At 54.9% G+C, this 16,015-nt stretch carries 14 protein-coding genes; 4 read left to right on the top strand and 10 right to left on the bottom strand.

Annotation, left to right across the window (positions count from 1 at the left end; all coding sequences use genetic code 11):
• Positions 1-51: 51 nt before the first annotated feature.
• The 10 genes from HQL76_10190 to HQL76_10145 form a co-directional block, all read right to left on the bottom strand.
• Positions 52-996 (bottom strand): Rpn family recombination-promoting nuclease/putative transposase, encoded by a 945-nt coding sequence (locus tag HQL76_10190; protein MBF0109535.1) that lies wholly within the window; start codon positions 994-996, stop codon positions 52-54.
• Positions 997-1,030: 34 nt separating this feature from the next.
• Complete coding sequence (locus HQL76_10185) at positions 1,031-3,871, bottom strand: Hsp70 family protein (GenBank protein ID MBF0109534.1); 2,841 nt, start codon at positions 3,869-3,871, stop codon at positions 1,031-1,033.
• A 37-nt stretch (positions 3,872-3,908) separates the two neighbouring features.
• Positions 3,909-5,750, bottom strand: coding sequence for an Hsp70 family protein (locus tag HQL76_10180; protein MBF0109533.1), 1,842 nt, complete (start codon positions 5,748-5,750; stop codon positions 3,909-3,911).
• A 24-nt stretch (positions 5,751-5,774) separates the two neighbouring features.
• The gene (locus tag HQL76_10175; protein ID MBF0109532.1) at positions 5,775-6,188 is read right to left on the bottom strand and encodes a clan AA aspartic protease; all 414 of its coding nucleotides are present in this window, start codon (positions 6,186-6,188) and stop codon (positions 5,775-5,777) included.
• A 73-nt stretch (positions 6,189-6,261) separates the two neighbouring features.
• On the bottom strand, positions 6,262-6,894 hold the full coding sequence (locus HQL76_10170; GenBank protein MBF0109531.1) for a DUF2760 domain-containing protein: 633 nt from the start codon (positions 6,892-6,894) through the stop codon (positions 6,262-6,264).
• A 119-nt stretch (positions 6,895-7,013) separates the two neighbouring features.
• A complete protein-coding gene (locus HQL76_10165; GenBank protein MBF0109530.1) occupies positions 7,014-7,487 on the bottom strand; it encodes a cytochrome c-type biogenesis protein CcmH in 474 nt (157 codons plus the stop codon).
• Positions 7,484-8,020 carry a DsbE family thiol:disulfide interchange protein gene (locus tag HQL76_10160; protein ID MBF0109529.1) on the bottom strand — a complete coding sequence of 179 codons (537 nt, stop codon included), beginning with the start codon at positions 8,018-8,020 and terminating at the stop codon, positions 7,484-7,486. Before HQL76_10160 ends, HQL76_10165 begins: the two co-directional genes overlap by 4 nt.
• Positions 8,021-8,033: 13 nt before the next feature.
• Positions 8,034-9,992 carry a heme lyase CcmF/NrfE family subunit gene (locus tag HQL76_10155; protein MBF0109528.1) on the bottom strand — a complete coding sequence of 653 codons (1,959 nt, stop codon included), beginning with the start codon at positions 9,990-9,992 and terminating at the stop codon, positions 8,034-8,036.
• 78 nt (positions 9,993-10,070) lie between these two features.
• Positions 10,071-10,547 (bottom strand): cytochrome c maturation protein CcmE, encoded by a 477-nt coding sequence (gene ccmE / locus HQL76_10150; GenBank protein MBF0109527.1) that lies wholly within the window; start codon positions 10,545-10,547, stop codon positions 10,071-10,073.
• 29 nt (positions 10,548-10,576) lie between these two features.
• Positions 10,577-10,873, bottom strand: coding sequence for a hypothetical protein (locus HQL76_10145; GenBank protein MBF0109526.1), 297 nt, complete (start codon positions 10,871-10,873; stop codon positions 10,577-10,579).
• A 69-nt stretch (positions 10,874-10,942) separates the two neighbouring features.
• Here HQL76_10145 and HQL76_10140 point away from each other — a divergent pair, with 69 nt between their 5' ends.
• From HQL76_10140 to HQL76_10125, 4 genes are all read left to right on the top strand, one after another.
• On the top strand, positions 10,943-11,305 hold the full coding sequence (locus HQL76_10140; protein ID MBF0109525.1) for a hypothetical protein: 363 nt from the start codon (positions 10,943-10,945) through the stop codon (positions 11,303-11,305).
• Positions 11,306-11,318: 13 nt separating this feature from the next.
• Positions 11,319-13,439, top strand: a complete 2,121-nt coding sequence (locus tag HQL76_10135; GenBank protein ID MBF0109524.1) for an ABC transporter substrate-binding protein — start codon at positions 11,319-11,321, stop codon at positions 13,437-13,439.
• A gap of 20 nt (positions 13,440-13,459) precedes the next feature.
• Positions 13,460-15,049 carry a hypothetical protein gene (locus tag HQL76_10130; protein MBF0109523.1) on the top strand — a complete coding sequence of 530 codons (1,590 nt, stop codon included), beginning with the start codon at positions 13,460-13,462 and terminating at the stop codon, positions 15,047-15,049.
• A 73-nt stretch (positions 15,050-15,122) separates the two neighbouring features.
• Positions 15,123-15,818 carry a hypothetical protein gene (locus tag HQL76_10125; protein ID MBF0109522.1) on the top strand — a complete coding sequence of 232 codons (696 nt, stop codon included), beginning with the start codon at positions 15,123-15,125 and terminating at the stop codon, positions 15,816-15,818.
• Positions 15,819-16,015 lie beyond the last annotated feature (197 nt).

Raw genomic sequence — 16,015 nt, 5'->3', positions numbered from 1 at the left:
GAGGTTGCATGGAATCGGAACGGTCCATGGAATCAGGCAATCGCAATGACGTTACACCTGGTCCGAGAAAACATCGTTCAGTGACTGGGCATCCACAAATCGAAGGCTCCATTCCTCCAGTGAAGATGGCTCGGCTTTGGCGATTTTTTCGCTGGCCCATTCGGGCACAGTACCAAAGCGGCGCTGTAATTGGCGAGTGAGGAGTGCGGCTTCTCCTTCCTGCCGTCCTTCCTGCCGTCCTTCCTGCCGTCCTTCCCATTTACCTGCACCATAGGTGGAAAGCACAAAACTCGCATGGTCATGCAGTTCGTCCTGATAGCATTCATAGGCCTTGCGTTCCATCTCCGGCAATTGCAGGACATCAAGCCTCTCTTTGGCCTTTTTCAGTCCACGAGCTGTAAAGTCATCACGGATATCGGAATTCTTCAAAAAGTAGACCCACTCATCCAGGGTGTCGCGGGCGACATCATCAAAATTCTCCACCTTGATCAAGTAGTGCTCTGGGAAAAGAGCAGCAACCGACGGGCGTTGAAACAAGGCTTTCTGTCCTTCGTCCAAAGCCAATTCTTCCTGGGTATGCATCCCCCTGAAAGAGGTGCTGCCTACATAGATGTAATCGCTGCCACGCCCCAGATCAAAATAGAGAATGCTGATGGTGATAACCTTGATGACACTGGCATAAGGTTTGCTTTCCGTCATATGTTCGGTGATGGCCTTGGCGGTACCGAAGAGTAACCTCTGCAAATAGTCCCACTCACGTTCATATTGCAATTCAACGATGACAATCTCATTCCGGGTGTTTTTGATCTTGAGATCGACACGGTTGAATTTGTCGTTGCGGGCTTCCCGATTGCTTTCGCTCTCCAGGATTTCAACAATGCGCACATCCTCGCGAAGAAGTTCGGAGAGGAACCCTTCCAGGATTTCAAAATTGGCCTTGCTGCGTAGCAGGCGTTTCAAGGCCCAGTCGAAGCTGATCAATCGCCTCTGTTTCACGTGTTGGTTCTCCTCGACATTCGATCACACTTCGTTACCCTTCCCCACCCTCCGCGCCATCGCTCCCGCCGATGAACAACCCTGGAGGGAGCGATTCGCCATAGAGGCTGACCCGATCGGCCCGAACCAGGGGATAAAATTCCAACAGGCGCGAGGCTTTCAACGGTGTAACCCCAGATTTTTCCAACTTGGCGGCAACTTTTTTGCGCACGCCCGCTGGAAGGTCAAGGCTCCGGTTGTCCACGACCCGAGCCCCCTGCAAAAACAAGGTCTGCATTTCCATTCCCTGAGACCCGGACCAATCCAGGGAGGAAAAAGCGGAAAACGCCTGTTCCACCTTTTCGGGAGAGACCACCGCCTCGGGACCGGCATGAAGCGGGGCGCGATTGAGCAGCAAGCCCAGGGCATTTATGTAGGGATCGGCATACTGTTTGCTTTTGAGGAGTTCCACGGCCCGATGAATATAGAGGTCGATCAATTCTCCCTTGATGTCATGCCCCAACCGCTCCAGCGAACCGGAAAGACGGATTAATTCCGGGGAGGGATTTTTTGCACTGCGCAAGGTGTTCAAATCGGGAGAAAACAGCCGTTCCTGCCGTTGGCGGTCGAGTCCCCCCGCGACACGGCGCCAGAGAATATGTTCCTGCAAGCGGATTCTTTTTCCCGAATGCGCCGGACCTCCTTCCAGGATCCGCCACAGGACATCGATCCGTTGCTCATCCATGACCGCGCCAAAACCGGGACGGAGAAAATAGCCGGCCATGATCAACCAGGTCTCCTCATGGTCAATGGAATGGCCTCGGAACGGCGAACATTTGTGCAAGGTTTCCCATAACCCCCGCACCAGCACCCAGTTCCATTCACCCCTGGGACGACCGAAGAGTTCTTCCAGACTTTTGTTCAGGCGAGTGGCGGTCAGTTTGTCTCGTTGATTGAATTTTCGTGAAAACAGCTCTTCGATCCGTTCCACCCCCCGGTCCATGGCCTCGGGGGAGACGTTGGGTTGGGCGGTGATGGTGGTCTCGGCCTGTCGGGAAATGGCCGGGACCGCGGCGGACGACTCATGAGGGCGAAGGTTGAATTCCAGCGGCCAGACTTGTGTCAATTCCGGGTTCTGGCTGTGCAACAAGACCTGTAGCAATCCCAGTTCATTCTGTTCGGCGCTCAGGGCGACCGGAATGGCCTTGCCCCATTGCCGGGCCTGATCCTCATCCAGTTGAACGATCGTTTCCAGAGAGACCAGGGGGTGGAATTCCTTGTCATTCCAATCCACCAGGGTTCCCGCGGTCACCTTGCCACCACGCAATGAATAATGGCTCTGGAAACGGACCGGACGGTTGATGTGTACGGAGAGGGCGAGATCGGTCATGTCAAACCGTTCGCCGCTCCTGGCCCCTCGGGGGAGGATGCACACCAACGATGGCGGCGCCCCTCCTCCCTGTTTTTTTCCGTCACTCTTGCGATGCACCTCCAGGAATATGGCCCGTGGCGCCCCCGCCTCGATCCGGTGTTCCCTGGCATGAAGAATGCGCCCGTAACGGGCCGCGCCAAGGGCAACCGCAAGATGGGGTTCCGGATTGTCCAGTTCCAGGGGGCAAACCCCCTCCTGCCAGGATTGGATCCGTTGCGTCAAACGGGAACGGATAAAGGCAGGGAACAGGGTACCGCCATTGAACAGAACGGCATCCACCCGTGGTTGTCCCTGAAGAAAGGCCGCCAGGTGGCGGGTGATGGCGCTGTCGGCGGCATAGGGAAGGCCCCATTCCTTGAAGGCACCGCGGGCCACCTCGGGAACGGCCAGTCTTGAGCATTCGGGAAAAAATCCGTCAAAAAGTATTTGGTGGATTTCTCCGCGGGTGATGCGGGCGGACAAGGCGCTTGCGACCAGAGACGATCCCCGCCCTGAAATGGAAAGGCTGAAGTATTCATCGGCGGGCCCATCGTCGGCGAGCGCTTTTTCCTTGAGGTCTCGTGATCGGGCGACCAGATTGTCCCATTGTTGTCCGGTCAGATGCCCCCCCTCCCCGACCATTTGCGATTGCATCCGGTGGGCAATGGCCAGATCGATGTTGTCCCCGCCCAAAAGAATGTGTTCGCTGACCGCGACCCGGCGGATCGAAGGTTGTGTTGTCCCGGCAAGCCGTTCGAGGGAAAACAACGAAAAATCGGAAGTGCCGCCACCGATGTCGATCACCACGACATGGCATCCCTGTTGCCGATCCGCGGGCAGGCGGCTCCACAAGGGGGCCTGGCCCGGATGGCGTTCCAACCAGCGATAGAAGGCGGCCTGGGGCTCTTCGATGAGCCGGACGGAATCGGGGTAGCCAGCATCGCGGGCCGCCATCAGGGTCAGGCGTTGCGCCACGGCATCGAAGGAGGCGGGAACCGTGATGGTGATGCTCTGCTTTTCGAAGGAAAAATCATCACCCGAAGCGGCAAAGCGGTCGTTCCACACGCCACTGAAATAATTGAGGATCAGGGCAAGGGCCCTCAGGGGCGATATTTTCTCATCGTGGGCAATCTCTTCGGAACCAAAGGGGAGAAACGAGGCAGTCCGGTCCGAGGCGTGATGACAGAGCCAGGATTTGGCCGAATGGACGACCCGTCCTGGAGACCGGGAGGCCTCGGCCCGGGCCAGATGGCCGATGATCCAGGAATCCTTACCCCCTCCCTTGCCGGCATATTGTGACAACAACGCCGCCTCAGGCAGATACAGAAAGGAAGGAAGGGTGGCGGCCTCGCCGACGTTGGCGCGCGACAGCCATTGGACGACGGAAAACACCTCGGTCCCGCTTCCCCCCTGAAGAGGTTGGAAGGCCATGACGCTGCTGGTGGTGCCAAGATCAATGCCGATGCTGAAACGGGCTTTGGACATGAGGGTTCAGGGTATAAAGAGACAGGAGTGTCACAGGCTATTCGGTTCGGACCTGGAATTCAATCTTCCATTTTTGTTCCGAGCGGGTATGTTTCATCCACAGTTCCAAAATCCCCAATTCGGTAACCACGGCCTGAATTTGTACCGGGACGATCTGACCCGGAGGAAGCGCTTCCAGTTGCTGAAGGTCGATTTCAAGGGAGTGGGTTTCGTCAAGTTCCCGCTGTGCATTGGGAAGAATGACCCCCGCCTCATCGCCGCCGCGCACATCGGAAGAAAAAAAGCGAAAATGGACCTTGCTTCCTGTCATGAGACCGAATTCCTTCTCCAACACCAGCCGTTCGCTCCCCTCCTCCATCCCCTGGGGCACGACGCAAAGGGCTTTGATCGGGGGGATGAATCCAGGGACCGCCGGACGGGTCGATTCCAGACCGACATAATAGGATCGTGCGGTTCCCGCCTTGATCCGCATCCCTTTTCCGGTCAGGCGGTAGGATCCGTAAATGGCCGCGCCCTTGGCCACGGCAAGGTCGGGTTGAAATCCCTCCAGTAGTCGCACCGGGGCGCCACGCCAGGAGGAAAGAAGTTCCAGAACCCGCATCCGCAATGGTTCAGCCTTGAAAACACCGCCGTTGAACAGGACTGCGGTCGGGGCCAGAAAGGTTTCCGCGATCGATGTGTCGGGAACCATGGATCCCAAGGCTGGATTGGATCGAACATTGGCCAGGCTTCGGGTCAGGAAACGGGCCAGTTGTTTACTGATGACCGGGTCGGCGGCGTAGGAAAGGCCAAACTCCCTCAGTCCGGAGGCCCGTCCTTCCTGCGGCAGGTCGGTCACCGCCACCATGGGAAAAAATCCTTCGACGATCACCTGGGTCAAGGTTTTACGGTCGAGTTTGATGGTGACGGTCTTGGCGAACAGGCTGGCGCCACGAGAGGGAATCGCCAGGGAAATTTCTTCCAGGGACGGGTCCTCGAACAGGCGCACCTTGGCCCGGCCCGCTGCATGCACCAAAGCGAGAAACTGCCAGTCATCGAGGGTCTTGCCGCTCTCTTCGAGCCGGGCCATCAGGGTATGGGCCAACGCCAGATCCATGTTGTCGCCGCCCAACAGCAGATGTTCGCCAACGCTGATCCGTTCCAGTTGCAGTTCCCCCTGTTGCTGGGCCACGGCAATCATGCTGAAGTCGGCGGTTCCGCCTCCGACATCGATCACCAGGATGCAATCTCCCGGAGTCACCTGTTCGCGCCACTTTTTCCCTGCCTGGTCCATCCAGGCATAAAAAGCGGCCTGGGGTTCCTCCAGAAGGACCACCTGACCCAGACCCGCTTCCTGGGCCGCCTGGGCGGTCAGGTTTCTTGCAACCTCGTCGAAGGAGGCGGGAACGGTCAGCACGACCTGACTTTCGTCCAGGGAACGGTTCGTTCCCGATAATGATTGGGCGTGGATAAATCCCTCGGTGATTCCCTTCAGGATTCGTCGGGAACATTCAAACGGGGAGATGCGGATGTCGAAGCGTTCCGATTGCCACGGTAGAATGTTTTTTTTCGGATCGATCTCGGGATGGGAAAGCCATGATTTGGCGGAAACGACCAGGCGGTCGGGGACCAGGGCGCCGTGATCACGGGCAAAATGTCCGATGATCGCCGATCGTTGCGCAGTTTCCGCATCCCACGGAAGTTGTACCGCGCCAGTGGGAAATTCATCCTCATGGGGAAGATAGAGGGCGGAAGGGAGGGTCTCCTTTTCACCTATTTTGTTGGCGCCCAGAATCTGGGTCACCGTGGCGATTTCCGTGGTCCCGGTTTCCGGATCGTTGACGGCAAGGACGCTGTTGCTGGTTCCAAGGTCTATTCCCAAAACAAATCGACGGGTCATGGCAATGGCTTCTCCCCCCGGATTTCAAACGATTGAAAGAAAATTTTCCACGCGCCTTATTCCCTTTGCCACGGACATTGGTATATTCGGGCTCTCAGGATTGATTGTGATTGTTTGCAAAGAAGGAATCACGATCAAATCCATATCCCCCATTGGGATGGCTCCCAAAAGAACACCATCACCCAACACCAAAGCACCCGTCATACAGGTTCGACCTTCAAATTTGATCGTGACTGGACCCACATAGGGAACAAGGTGTTTTTTTCCATCGGCGGTGATCACTTCCCGTTTTCCAACTTCTTCCAATCCAAGTTGGATACAAACATGCTCAGGGATACAAAGATGCAAAGCTCCCGTATCCACTAAAGCCTCGGTATAGACCGGCCTCTTTTCACTCCGTGCATTGTTGAGTTCAATTTTCGCAGTGACCAACCCCATTTCATTCTCCAGACATTTTCAAAAGTTGGGCTAAAATCGGGCAGTCAAACACCATGAAACAAAACAGATCCGGTCATTTCAACTCGACCTGGGCCGGAGCAATGGCGGGAAGTCGTCCCCCCCCCGAATCCTTGAGGGTCCGGGGCAGCTTGACCTTTTGGGTTCTCCAGCCTTTATGGACCAAAGTACCGGTAAACGGCGCTTCCCCGGTAATTTTTCCCAACAATTGAAAGGAATCGGGAGAAAACCCCGCCGGAACAATGACCTTGGAACCTTCGGCCTCGTCACGGACGGGGATGATGTCGAAATGTTCCTTCAAGGCACTGCGGCATCCTTCGTGAATCACGCGGGCGGCAGCCCCGACCTGCGCATCTTCATAGGAAACAATCTCCTCCATCAGAAAATCAATCAACCGCCCCTTCTCCTGCAACACCCCGAGAAAGGCAACGATCTCCGCCTCGCAACGTTGGCTCCCCGGCAATTCCGCCTCGGGACGTACCGCCTCGGCCCGAGGTTTTATTTTTTTCGGTCCGGACTGAATTCTGATCACGAAAATGGCAGGCAAAAGCAACAGGGAGATGGCAAGGACGGCCCAGGGGAATTGTTCGCGATTCTGCTGAACAAGTTCAATAAAGTCAAAGGGAACAATTGCTTCCGGATCAATATAGGCAACAAGAAGAATGACCTGGGTAAAGACTGCGAACATGGAAATCGAGCGCATCGAGACAGCCCCTTTCCGCTCCTGTTTGATGGTTGAGTCCGCTTGAGCGCGATCTCAAGGGTGACATTTCCCGCTCCGGGCGATCCATTAAAAGGTGAACGCCCCTAAAGATCAACCTTTTCCATCTCCTCTTTCAGGCGATGACGAAAAGATTCGTCCGGCGACGGCGGCGTCCTCGGGGAAGAGGCAGACCACCGTTTCAGGGCAAAGAACAAAGCCAAAGCCCCGAGCGCCAGGGCGATGAACGGACCAAGCCACAAAATCCGGTTACCGCCCTGAATGGTAGGCTCCAGATAGATATAATCACCATAACGCTGAAAAAAATAGTCGCGAATGGCCGGTTCCGATTCCCCGGCAGTCACCTTGGCGCGAATCACCGCCAACATGTCCTTGGCCAGGTCGGAATTGGATTCGTAGATCGACTGGTTCTGACATACGGCACAGCGCAATGATTTGGCAATTTCGCGAACGCTCGCCTCGGTGGGATCCTCTTTTTTTTCCGTGGCCGCGCCAAGTTCCACCCCCATGCCGGCGATGATCAGCGACAGTACCATCAAGAACATTTTGGCGCGGCTCATGGTTTTGTTTCCATGATGGGCAGGGCGATTTTTTCGAACCATCCGTCGAACAGCGGCCCTACATGTTTATGGCGAACGATCCCTGAAGGATCGACGAGATAGGTCTCCGGGGCGCCATAGACCCCCCAATCGATGGCGATTTTTTGATCCGGGTCGAAAAGATGGCGATAACCGGGATCGCCCAGTTCGGCGAGAAACCTGCGTCCCCCATCCCGGGTATCCTTGAAATCGACGCCGACCATGGCAAAGTCGGGGCGCGACGCGGTTTTCCGGGCCAATGCCACCAGATACCCATGTTCACGGACACAGGAACCACACCAGGAGCCCCAGAAGTTCACCAAAAGCCATCGCCCCTTGAACGCTTCCATGGCGATTGGCGGCCCTTCATCGAGGGCTGGTCCGTCCAGGTTTGGCGCTGACCGCCCGACGAGGGGTGAGGGAATGTTGCGGGGATCGTTGCCCAATCCCAGGGCAAACAACCCCAGAATGATTGCCACCCCCGCCAACAGAATGGTTTTCCACAGGTTGGCCATTGATCTTTTCCACTTATTCCCTGGTTTTCACCGGACGACGCCCCTGCATCAAGGCCCACAGGATGCCCAGGGCCATGAGACCCGATCCGTTCCAGATCCACGAAACCAGTGGGTTGCGGTAGACCCGGAACGCCCAGGTGGTATCGGTGACAGGGTCGCCGAGGACGATATAAAGGTCTTCCCGAAGGCCCGAAAAGATGGCCGCCTCGGTGGTCGGCATCTGGTGATCGCGGTAGACCCTCTTTTGTGGATGCAGGGTTAATTTCCCCGCAGGACCATTCACCTGGATGATGGCTTCCTGTGCTTTCCAGTTGTTGCCCTCGATTTCGACAAGTTTTTCGAACTCAAGCCGCCATGGGCCGATGACCACGAAATCCCCCTGGGCCATGACCAGATTTTTTTCTTCCTGGAACAATCCGGAACCGACGAAGCCTGCCGCCATCATCAACACCCCGAAGTGGACGAGGAAGCCGCCGTAGCGCCGTTTGTTGCGGCCAATGAGGGTCATTCCCGCCTGGATCGGTCCCTCCTTGGCGTTGACCATTCTTTTTCTGATTCCCTGGATGAAATCAAGCCCATGGGCGTGAATGACGAAAAAAGCCAGACCGACAGTCGCCACGCCATAGGGATGATCGATGGCGAAGACCAGAAAGGCCAGGCCCATTCCCGCGATGCCGCTGACGACCGGAAGCATCAGAGTTCGCAGCAGCCGGGATCCCTTGTCGCCGCGCCAGACGAGCAGTGGTCCCAAACCCATGAGAATCAGGATACCCAACATGATGGGGATGAAGACCTTGTTATAATAAGGAGCCCCGACCGTGACCTTGGCGTTTCCCAGGGTTTCGACCGCGAGGGGGTACAGGGTACCCAGAAGGACGGTCAATCCGGCGATGACCAGGAACAGGTTGTTGAAGAGAAAGGCGGCTTCCATGGAGAAGGGGCTTTCGAGATGGACTTCGCCACGGAGGCGGTCGGCGCGCAGAACAAGAAGTCCGAAGGAAAAAAGCAGCACCACGGCCATGAAGATGAGAATCGTGACGCCCCGACCAGGATCGGAGGCGAAGGCATGAACCGATGAAAGCACCCCGGATCGGACCAGGAAGGTCCCGAGGAGCGACAGTGCGAAGGTGGTGATGATCAGGAACAGATTCCAGGTTTTGAACATGCGGCGCCGTTCCTGAACCATGACCGAATGGATCAGCGCCGTGCCAACGAGCCACGGCATGAAGGAGGCGTTTTCCACCGGATCCCAGGCCCAATAGCCCCCCCAGCCCAGTTCGTAGTAGGCCCAATAGGCGCCAAAAACGATACCGGTAGTCAGCATGGCCCATGAAAAAAGGGTCCAGCGCCGGGTGGCCAGGATCCATTCATCGGTGATCCGGCCATTGATCAGGGCGGCGATGGCAAAGGCGAACGGAATGGCGAAACCGACGTAACCCATATAGAGAAAAGGTGGGTGGAACACCATGCCCGGATCCTGGAGCAGCGGGTTGAGATCGCGGCCATCGAACGGGGGTTCGGCAAGCCTTTCGAAGGGGCTGGAAAGAAAGAGCACCAGTACCAGAAAACCAAAACCCAACGCCCCGAGGATCGACAATACCCAGGGGATCGAGCGGGGGTGGGTGGACCAGTGCCAGGCGACAGCCAGGGCCGAAAAGAGCGCCATCAACCAGGCCCAAAACAGCAATGAACCTTCATGCCCGCCCCAAAGCGCGGTCGTCAGATAAAAAAGCGGCAAGCTGCGCGAGGCATGCTCTGCGACGTACTTGACGGAGAAGTCATGATTCAGGAAGGAAACGACGACACCAACGATGGCCAGAGTCAGAAGAAAAGCCGTGGTGAAGGATGCCTGGCGAGCCACCCGAATCCAGACGGGACGTCCCAGACCGACGCCGACGATGGGAGCGATCGTTTGCACAAGCAGCAGCAGGAGGGCGATGATCGTGGCAAAATGGGCGATTTCAATCCACATGGTCTTTCCTGGCTGCCTGGGAGGGACGACAAGATGACGGTGACGTCCGCAACGTGGTCAAACGGATGGACGGTACGGTCATTGAAGTGAGCGCAGCAGCGATTCCTTGGATTTGGCGATCCCTTCGGGGGTCATTTCGACCGGGATGTAATCCTCGGAGTGTTTGGCCAGGATGCTGGAGGCGATCAATGCCTCGCCCGGTCGCCACGGACCTTCGACGACAACCCCCTGCCCTTCGCGAAACAGGTCGGGCGTCATGCCGTCATAAAGGACGGGTACCGTATTCTGTCCATCGGTGACAAGAAAGCGAATCTTGAGCGTTCCCGGTTCCTTGACGAGCGAACCCTCCTGGACCATGCCGCCGATCCGTACCTTCTGTCCCGCCTTGGCGGCGCCGGTTTCACGGATTTCCGTGGGGGTGTGGAAATAGACCAGCGAACCCGAAAAGGAGGTCCAGATCAATGCCCCCAGGGCGCCGCAGACGACCAGAAGGGTCAAGGAAAGAAAAAGACGTCGTTTGGCCCGCATGGCGTCCTGGTTTCCTGATCGGTTCATGAGATCGATTCACTGCTCCTGGCGCATCGTCAAGGAGCCCTTTCCGGACCTTGTTCGTCCTGGTTCACTTCAAGCCGCAATGGAAAAAACGGATATGGATCAAGCCAGACTTTCGTCAATGGCGAGGAGCGATGCCTTTCTGATGCTGCCACACGGGAGAGGACCTTGAACGGCATCGCCTTCGCCACGGTCATTTTCCGGGAATGAATTCCGCCGGTCAACCGCAATTCGCGCATTTTCTTTTTTTTCCCGGATTGGGAACGGCCCCTCCTCGCTTCCTTCCCCATGTGTCCTTTCAGCTTTGGCTCAAGTTTGATGGCAAACATCCGAAACCAACTTCATGGGATGGGTAACCGCATCCATCCGGATACACGGGCGGTCTGGTGATGGTTTCCATGGAAAAAAAAACGGTTCATCGGATTGCAGTGTCACTGGCTACCGTGATGGCCTGGTTGGTTTTGATCGTTGGCCTGGAATCCCATGCCCAGGGGGCGTCCGTATTGGCGACCGAACCGCGAGGTGGCGAACTTGAACCATTTGGAACGAAAAGATCCCCTGGGGATATTGGCAGCGGCGGCGATTTTTCCCGTGAGGTGGAACCGGATGATGTTCCAATGCCATCGGTGAACGGTTTCACCCTGGAGGGAGGTGGTCCCGTCCATGAATTCGACCCGGAGGACGGAGGCGGCATCCTTGACCGCCCCCCGGTCGTGACACCGTCGCCGCATGATTTCAACATCCCCGCCCCCATTCATTGAGGAGGCGAAGCGCATGAAGGGGTCCCGACGGAGGGTCTATCTGCTGCTGCTGTTGGTCGTGGTTCTGACGGGAAGCCTGATTTATGGCACGCTGTTCCACGGTGGGAGAAAGCAGATTTTCCTCATTGGTCTGGCGGGACCGATGTCGGGACCCTTCTCGGAGGTCGGAATATCGATGCGTCGGGGGGTGGAACTGGCGATCACCCATGTCAACCAGAGTGGTGAACTGGGACCCATCACCCTTGAAGCCCGCATCGAAGATGACCAGAGCAACCTTGCCGACAATCAAGGCGTTCACAAGGCGGCGGAACATCTTGCCCGAAATGCAAATCTTCTCGGCGTCGTTGGCCATTATTTCAGCAACGCGACACTCGAAGCCAGTCCGATCTACGATGCACTGAAAATACCGTTGATCACCCCGTCGGCGACCAATCCCAAGGTAACCGCCCTGTATCCTGGAAATTTCAGTCTGATCCCCGATGACTTTTATCAGGCGGTATTTCTGGCAAACTATGTATTGCATGGTCTTGACCAAAACAAAATAGCAATAATAAATACCAGCAATTTGTATGGAGAGTCACTGCGTGACTATTTTATAAAAGAATTGAAAATAAACGCCGTGGAACCGGTTGCCGATATTGCCATCAATCCGGAAAAATTTGATCCCGATCCGCTCGAAAGGGGTTTGGGCGCGCTCGGACAGGCGAGCGCCGTTTTTCTGGCGATGAACTATACCAACGCGGCACACGTCATCAAATATATCAAGAACAAGGGGTTGAAATGCGAGTTTATTGGCGGGGAAAGCCTTGGTGGTCCTCATTTTATCAGGCTGGCGGGGATCTACTCCGAGGATGTCTATGCCGTCACCCCATTTCTTCCCAATCTTCTTGGGGAAAAAGCGAAGCGCTACCAGGATGATTTTGTGCAAACCTTTCAGACCAATCCCGACTGGGTGGCCACGCACGCCTATGAAGCGGTCATGCTGTTCGCCCATGCGATCAGAAAAGGTGGGGCCGACCGGGTGGCGATACGAACGGTTCTGTCCAAGATTCTCGATGAGGAAGATGCGGTCGAAAGCATTACCGGCCCCATTTATTTCAATGAGGAGGGGGCCTCGCGAAAACGGATCGCGATCGGCCAGGTCAAGGAGGGTCGCCATGCCCCTGCCCGCTTTCAATTCAGCAATGCCAGGTATCCCGAACTTGTCAAGGCGCGTGGCGCCAAGAGTAACGCCTTCATGATGAATGGCCGGTTCGTCAAGAGAACGACGGTTGTCTTCACCGGACTCCATGTCAAGGAAATCAAAGATTTCGACCCCATTGGCGGTTCATTCACCGCCGACTTTCTGCTCTGGTTTCGATGGGATCCCACCTGGAATGCCAAGCTGAATTTTGAAATGACCTATGGCAAGGTTCTTTCAGCGCAGATTCGGGAAAAATATTTTGATCCGGAGAATAATTTTAATTTTATTTCCTATGATGTCTCTGCCCAGATGGAAGGAATCTTTCCGCTTCAAGAGTATCCCTTCGACGAACAGGAACTGCAAATCCGCATCAAACCCAAGGTGCAGGTCAAGGAAGACCTGATCCTGGTGACCGATATTGCCGATGATTCATTTTTGCGCAACGATCTAAGTCTGAAATCATGGACCGACGTCAAACATTTTCAGTTCACCGGAGAGAAGGATACCATCTGGAGCTATCGGAATCCAAAATACAAGAAAAAACTGTTCGAGATGGAACACTCGCAATTTGATTATCACATATTGTTGCGGAGAAACTGGGAACAATACACTGTCAAATTACTTCCGCTGCTGGTCATGGTATTGATGGCCTACAGTCAGTTTTTCGTCAACTATGAATATGTTGGCTCCCGGTTTTCATTAGGCATATTGGCATTGCTGACGGCCATGTCCTTTCACAATGTCAACAAGATTGATGTTGGTTATCTGGTTCGTGCGGATATTTTTTTCATGATGACCTACTATCTTATTTTTCTGACAATTATTGAAACTGTTGTTACCAGTTCTTTTTTCATCCATGGCAACAAGATCATGGCCAACAGGATCGATATTGCCTCCATCGTGCTCTATCCGGTGCTCATGCTCGGAGCGATCATCCATTTGTTCCGGTAACCCTGGGATTTCTGGCATCCATGCTCGAAAAATTAAGATTTACCCATCATCTGCAAATTCTATTCTTTGCCGTGGCGCTTCCGGTGCTGGCGGTGTTGACCATTGCCCTGATGGCGGCGGAGGAATGGACCGACACCCTGAACCGGTTGGGAGGACTGGATCTTCCTTTGTCGCGGATCATCGGCGTGGCTGCCCGCGAGCATTTGGGTCAGGGCATCGAATTCAACAAAGTGCTCTTGAACGCCAGGATCGGGAATCGGGAAAAATTCGAGCTGGCCAATGATTCATTCATTCAATATGGAAAAAGAATTGGCGATACCCTGTTGGAGGGACGCAACATAACGCAGCGAAGGCTGGAGCGGGAAGGAGATCCCGAGCGGATGCGGGCCGTGGATGCCATCAAGACCACCCTCAAGGAAATCGAGAAACTCCATGGTGATTTCGAACATCTTGCCGCCACCCTGATTCGTGGCATCTATCAGTATGAATTCCTGATGAAACCGGAATTGATGAAGAATGGGGACCATGTGGCCATCGAGGAGGAGGAAGCGCGACAGGTGGCTTCGCTTGCCAAGAGCCTTTCGGCCATGGAAGACGAGACCAACCGCCTGGAAAACAAGATCAAGGATGGGATTGAACAGATCGAGGGATTGTCGCAAACCCTGGTCGCCGATACCGCCTCTGCCAGGATTTCTTTTTACAAGATATTGGTTTCAATTATTTTTTCTCTGCTTGCGGTCTTGTTTTTTCTTGGCATTCTCATTGAACGGATTCACGAAAGACGGGCGTTGGCCCGGGAGACGGAGTATCGAACCCTGTCGGGACAGGTTGAAGAAACGATCCGCGGGGTTCTGCCGACGATTCGGCGCATGGAACAGATGGTCCAGGTGGTTCACGACCAGAAGCGGCAACAATCCGGATGGATCGTCGGGATGGGGAAACATCTGAACGCCATTCAAAGGATGATCGAGGACAACATTGCCACGGCTCGTGGCTTCCAGGAACAACTGAATCATCGGGAGGGTCTGCTGCGGCAGGCGGAAAAGAAGATCACCGTTCTCGACCGTGAAGCGCGGGAAGCCTTGATCGCCAGTCGGGAGACGGTCAAGGTGATTCGTTCGCTCAAGAACCGGTTGATGCAAATCAACATGTTGACGACCCACGCCTCCGCCGAGGCGTTTCGCAACGAGGCAACCCGGGGATTTTCCGTCTTTACCGATGACATCAGGGAGCATGCCCAAAAGAGCGCGGAAGAAGCGGAACTTGTGGCGGAACTTTTGGAGCATCACCAGGGAAAGGTTGGCAACGATACTGAAACCGTGAAGGAGATTCGCGGAAGAATTGATGAGCTGATCGATCTTGGGCTTCGTGGTGGGCAAACGATCGTCGAACTCAGACAACCCAACGAACAGCAATTGCCACGGGTGGAGGAATTGCATTCATCGCTGGACGTATTCGACAAAAAAATCGTGGAGGAAAAAGGTATTCTGGAGGAATGTCTGCGTTCAACGAGTCATTGGACGGGATCCATGGAATCATTGCTGAAGGCGACCGATCCATGGTCGGGATCAACTTCCGGCGCCGCGGCCCCGGTCCCGGCGACTCAATGAGTTGTGGCGGCAGATACGTTCGAATGGAGATACACTTTGGGATACCATGGGGCCGAAGCCATGGAGCGTGGAAATGATTGGAACCAATCTGTTCAAGTCGATTCTGCTGTTTGGCGCCCGGAAGGCACTGGAGAAGGCGGGACCGTTTCTGCCGATCCGGTTCCGGAAAGCGGGTGGCGTTGTCATGATGTCGCCACAACTTGTCGAACGGGCAGCGCGCCGGGCGGCACGCTCCATGAAGGATGCGTCCCTGGTCGAGATGACTTTTCATGACGATCATTATGGTTTCCTGCTGTCTGGACCCAAAAATACCCGTGTCTTGATCCGCATGATTCCGGAATGGATGCGGATTGATGGCGATACATTCAAATTGCGTCTGAAATTGTTTGGCGGACAAAAGTCGGGAATGGAATTTCAGCATGATTCCGCGCCGATCTCCTTTTCCATTCGCATGATGGATCACCTGTTCGGAACGGCGCGAAAAAGAATCGGGAACATGGAGGGGGTCGAGATTTCCGAAGACGCCCTGACAATCACCCGCAACCTTGGCGATTCAGGTTTGATGGCCACACTCAGGGATCGGATCATCGGTGAAGGATTCTTTCATCTTCCCCTTTCCCTGGAAGAAAACTGGCTGGCATTGCATTTTGGCGCAATCCTCGAAGAAAGCAGCGATATTCCCCTTCTCGATCTATTCTCCCAGTGGTTTTCCCAGGATGATGATGGCCCGGACAAACCGGTCTCGAAAAAAAATCATCATAACAGTTGATCATTCGTCGCGTTCCAGTTCTGATCATTGATTTTCATCGCGCCTATTTCATGCACTATGAAACGATTCATTTTCCAAATGATCCTTGATTGATACTATCATTCTTGATAGCATTACGCAACATCAACAGAAAATGATTATTAAAATCAATGATAATTCATATTGCACATCGACGGACGGCAGAATCTGAAGATAAA

It is taken from the genome of Magnetococcales bacterium (genome assembly GCA_015228815.1).
GTDB lineage: Bacteria > Pseudomonadota > Magnetococcia > Magnetococcales > UBA8363 > UBA8363.
Note: the sequence above shows the minus strand (reverse complement) of the source record. Positions and strands in the feature narration are given on the sequence as shown.

Bases quoted from the DNA above. Each gene is read 5' to 3' on its own strand.
- HQL76_10185 (MBF0109534.1), bottom strand. From the start codon at position 3,871: ATGTCCAAAGCCCGTTTCAGCATCGGCATTGATCTTGGCACCACCAGC.
- HQL76_10180 (MBF0109533.1), bottom strand. From the start codon at position 5,750: ATGACCCGTCGATTTGTTTTGGGAATAGACCTTGGAACCAGCAACAGC.
- HQL76_10175 (MBF0109532.1), bottom strand. From the start codon at position 6,188: ATGGGGTTGGTCACTGCGAAAATTGAACTCAACAATGCACGGAGTGAA.
- HQL76_10170 (MBF0109531.1), bottom strand. From the start codon at position 6,894: ATGTTCGCAGTCTTTACCCAGGTCATTCTTCTTGTTGCCTATATTGAT.
- HQL76_10165 (MBF0109530.1), bottom strand. From the start codon at position 7,487: ATGAGCCGCGCCAAAATGTTCTTGATGGTACTGTCGCTGATCATCGCC.
- HQL76_10160 (MBF0109529.1), bottom strand. From the start codon at position 8,020: ATGGCCAACCTGTGGAAAACCATTCTGTTGGCGGGGGTGGCAATCATT.
- HQL76_10155 (MBF0109528.1), bottom strand. From the start codon at position 9,992: ATGTGGATTGAAATCGCCCATTTTGCCACGATCATCGCCCTCCTGCTG.
- ccmE (MBF0109527.1), bottom strand. From the start codon at position 10,547: ATGAACCGATCAGGAAACCAGGACGCCATGCGGGCCAAACGACGTCTT.
- HQL76_10145 (MBF0109526.1), bottom strand. From the start codon at position 10,873: ATGTTTGCCATCAAACTTGAGCCAAAGCTGAAAGGACACATGGGGAAG.
- HQL76_10140 (MBF0109525.1), top strand. From the start codon at position 10,943: ATGGAAAAAAAAACGGTTCATCGGATTGCAGTGTCACTGGCTACCGTG.
- HQL76_10135 (MBF0109524.1), top strand. From the start codon at position 11,319: ATGAAGGGGTCCCGACGGAGGGTCTATCTGCTGCTGCTGTTGGTCGTG.
- HQL76_10130 (MBF0109523.1), top strand. From the start codon at position 13,460: ATGCTCGAAAAATTAAGATTTACCCATCATCTGCAAATTCTATTCTTT.
- HQL76_10125 (MBF0109522.1), top strand. From the start codon at position 15,123: ATGATTGGAACCAATCTGTTCAAGTCGATTCTGCTGTTTGGCGCCCGG.